This window comes from Psychromonas hadalis ATCC BAA-638 (assembly GCF_000420245.1).
Lineage (GTDB): Bacteria > Pseudomonadota > Gammaproteobacteria > Enterobacterales > Psychromonadaceae > Psychromonas > Psychromonas hadalis.
Genome location: NZ_ATUO01000240.1, coordinates 1 through 3548, shown reverse-complemented (window position 1 = coordinate 3548; position 3548 = coordinate 1). Strand labels below are relative to the sequence as shown.

Below are 3548 nucleotides of genomic sequence, written 5' to 3'. Positions count from 1 at the left end.
ACCTTGTACCTTGTACTTTGAACCTTGTACCTTAAACATGAGCATATTTAAACGATGAAATTTATTGAAACAAGCATCCCCGATGTGAAAATTATAGAGCCACAAGTATTTGGTGATGAACGTGGCTTTTTTATGGAAACATTCCGCACGACACTATTTAATGAGCATTGTGGCGTACATGAGTTTGTACAAGAAAACCACAGTAAATCAAGCCATGGCATATTACGTGGTTTGCATTACCAAACAGAAAACATCCAAGGGAAGTTAGTACGTGTCACCAAAGGTGAAGTATTCGATGTTGCAGTCGATATGCGTGCAAGCTCACCAACGTTTGGCCAATGGGTTGGCGTATTACTTTCTGCTGAAAACAAGCGTCAATTATGGGTGCCAGAAGGTTTTGCGCACGGTTTTTATGTCACCAGTGATGAAGCTGAGTTTGTGTATAAATGTACTGATGTTTATAACCCCACTACAGAAATATCAATCAAATGGGATGATCCTACACTCAGCATCGACTGGCCACTTAAAGAGGGCATAAAACCTAACTTGTCAGCAAAAGATGAGTCTGGACTGCTGTTTTCAAAAGCACCAACGTTTAAATAGCCTTAAAATATGAATAAATTACTATGAAAATATTTGTCTCGGTTGTCTCACATTTAGATCATGATATTGTTATTAACCTCGGTACAATAAAGAGGCTTGCAGTGCATGCGAATATAGAGGTGATCTGTCGAGACAATAAACCCATTAGTAAGCTAAAAATATACTGTGAAAAGTATGATGTAAAATATATTGGTAATCAACAAGAGGTGGGATTTTCTACTAATAACAATGCAAATTTTTTGTTTTTTCAAAAAGAGTTAGGCATGCGGGAAGGTGATTATTTCTTATTGTTAAACCCTGACATATTTATGAGTGATGAAACGATAGATATTTTTCTTGCAGAGATAGGCGACAAACAACCTACGCTGGCAACCTGTAATTTATATTTAGATCGTGAATACATGGTCCACGATGACAATATACGCACCTATCCCACGTTTTTAAACTTCGTAAAAACATATCTATTGCAAGACAGGGCAACCATGGTAAAGCGTGATCATCAATTCAACTTAACAGAGGCTCACTGGGTGAGCTGTTCATGTCTGTTGGTAAAATCTGATATTTATCAGCAACTGCATGGGTTAGATGAATCTTATTACATGTACTGTGAAGATATTGATTTTGGTTACAGGGCGAAACTTGCAGGCTTGCAAACCGCTTATTTAGAAAATGTAAAACTTGTGCATTATAGACGCCGTGATAGTAAACGTTTTTTAAGTAAATACTTTTATTGGCATGTAAAAAGTGTAGTTAGATATTCACTCGTTACAAAGAAGATACACGCATTAAAATCTTGCTTAGCCGAGTTATAAATATGATAGATATCGTACTTGCTACTTATAATGGCGAAGCTTTTCTCGCAGAGCAAATTGAGTCTCTTCAACATAGCAATGGTTATGATGAATGGGTTAATAGAATTATCGTCGTTGATGATGGCTCCACAGATGCAACGGAATCAATTGTTAAGCGGTTTAGCCTTGCAGATAAAAAAATATCTTGGGTTATCAATGACTCAGGTTTACATGGCGCAAGTAATAATTTTACGTTTGGTTTAAGCCTCACAACCGCACCTTATATTATGTTATGTGACCAAGATGATCTGTGGTTACCTGAAAAAATTCAACAGTCGCTAGATAAAATTCAAACGTTGGAAAAACAAAATGGCAGCATGCCACTGTTGGTCTTTACCGACAAACAGATAGTCGATGAAAAGTTACAAACGATTTGTCCAAGCTATTTTAAGCTTAAAAATATCCCTAAAAACTGGCATGTAAAGTTTGCTAACCTTTGTCAGCAAAATGTAGCCTCAGGTTGCACCATGTTATGTAACCGCGCGTTAGTGGATAAAGCGATGCCAATTCCACAACAAGCTTATATGCATGACTGGTGGCTAGCATTAGTGGCTCACCGATGTGGTAAACTGGAGCTAATTGATAAACCATTAATCAAATACCGCCAGCATAACAATAACAGCATCGGCGCAAACTATCGCAGTAAGCTGAATTTATTTACCCAGTTCAACAAACATCTTAATCAGTTCGAAAATAGCTTCTTGCAAACAGTAGAACAAGCTAAAGCCTTCGCACAGTTTGAAAAAAACAACAAATTACCAAGCAGTAAAATAGTGACGACGCTTGTTAATATTCAAAGCTTAACCAAAAGTCAAAAAATCAAAGAAATCATCAATAAAAGAGTTCAAAGAAGTCACTTTATTGGTAGAATAGCGCTGTTGATTGTATTACTAAAAATGAAACAAAAGAAAAACTGAGTTATTAGTCAAAATGAAAAATATCTCGTTTTTAGAGTTGCGCGGATGTAAGTAAGTAAGTGATTGATTTGTATGGTACTAAAAATGCTATTTTTGGTTCAAATCAAAATTGGCGAAGGTATTGTGTAACGATTCCTTAGTGAGCAGAATTATCCAATAAAAGGCTAAAATAAAATGAAAGTATTAGTAACCGGCCGTGGAGGCCAACTTGCTTGGGAACTTGAGCAAACAAAAGCAGATAATATTGAACTGATAAGCCTTGGCATTGAAGAGTTAGATATCAGCGATCAGCAGCAAGTGAATGATGTTTTTACAAAACATGCCCCAGATATGGTGATTAATGCAGCTGCTTACACCGCAGTTGATAAAGCTGAAAAAGACAAAGAGACTGCATACGCAGTTAATGAGTTAGGCAGTGAATATTTAGCGTTAGCCTGTAAAAAGTTAAACGTAAAACTGATTCATGTTTCTACTGATTTTGTATTTGACGGCACAAAAACCACCCCTTACCAAACCGATGATAAACCCAACCCCATCAACGTATATGGTGCATCTAAGTTAGCGGGTGATATTAAGGTAAATGATATTCTCGGTAGCGATGCAACAATAATTCGCACCGCATGGGTATATTCAGCTAACGGCAATAACTTCGTCAAAACCATGTTACGTTTAATGGCAGAAAAAGAACAACTCGGTATCGTTTACGACCAAGTAGGCACCCCAACCTGGGCAAAAGGTCTCGCTAAAATGATATGGGCTCTTGCAGAGCAAGAGTTTATTTCTGAAAGCCGACAGCTGACAGCTGACAGCCGTATTTTACATTGGACAGACGCGGGTGTTTGCTCTTGGTACGACTTTGCGATTGCTATTCAAGAGCTCGCTATTGAAAAGGGCATGTTAGATAAATCAATCCCAGTTCGTCCCATTCCGGCAAGCAGTTACCCAACACCCGCTGCCCGTCCAAGCTTTAGCGTCATCGATAAAGCAACCGCCGAACAAGCAAGTGGTGTAGAAACAATACACTGGCGCAAGCAACTATCAGCAATGATGGATGAACTAAAGCAGCATGAAGCAAGTTAAAAACAACAAGTAAATAAAAAACAGCATAACCACGAAGCCGCCGCGCGGCGCAGAGAACACGAAGAAAAGCCAAGAAAAAGGCAAAAAGCGTTTAGGT

At 38.2% G+C, this 3548-nt stretch carries 4 protein-coding genes; all 4 read left to right on the top strand.

Annotated features, from left to right (window positions below; genetic code table 11):
- Positions 1-54: 54 nt before the first annotated feature.
- The 4 genes from rfbC (at position 55) to rfbD (ending at position 3451) form a co-directional block, all read left to right on the top strand.
- On the top strand, positions 55-603 hold the full coding sequence (gene rfbC / locus G322_RS0118100; protein WP_022943097.1) for a dTDP-4-dehydrorhamnose 3,5-epimerase: 549 nt from the start codon (positions 55-57) through the stop codon (positions 601-603).
- Positions 604-626: 23 nt separating this feature from the next.
- Positions 627-1415: a glycosyltransferase family 2 protein gene (locus G322_RS0118095; protein WP_022943096.1), complete on the top strand. Its 789-nt coding sequence runs from the start codon at positions 627-629 to the stop codon at positions 1413-1415.
- Between the two features lie 2 nt (positions 1416-1417).
- Positions 1418-2371 carry a glycosyltransferase family 2 protein gene (locus G322_RS0118090; RefSeq protein ID WP_051143799.1) on the top strand — a complete coding sequence of 318 codons (954 nt, stop codon included), beginning with the start codon at positions 1418-1420 and terminating at the stop codon, positions 2369-2371.
- Positions 2372-2545: 174 nt separating this feature from the next.
- Positions 2546-3451 carry a dTDP-4-dehydrorhamnose reductase gene (gene rfbD / locus G322_RS0118085; RefSeq protein ID WP_022943094.1) on the top strand — a complete coding sequence of 302 codons (906 nt, stop codon included), beginning with the start codon at positions 2546-2548 and terminating at the stop codon, positions 3449-3451.
- Positions 3452-3548 lie beyond the last annotated feature (97 nt).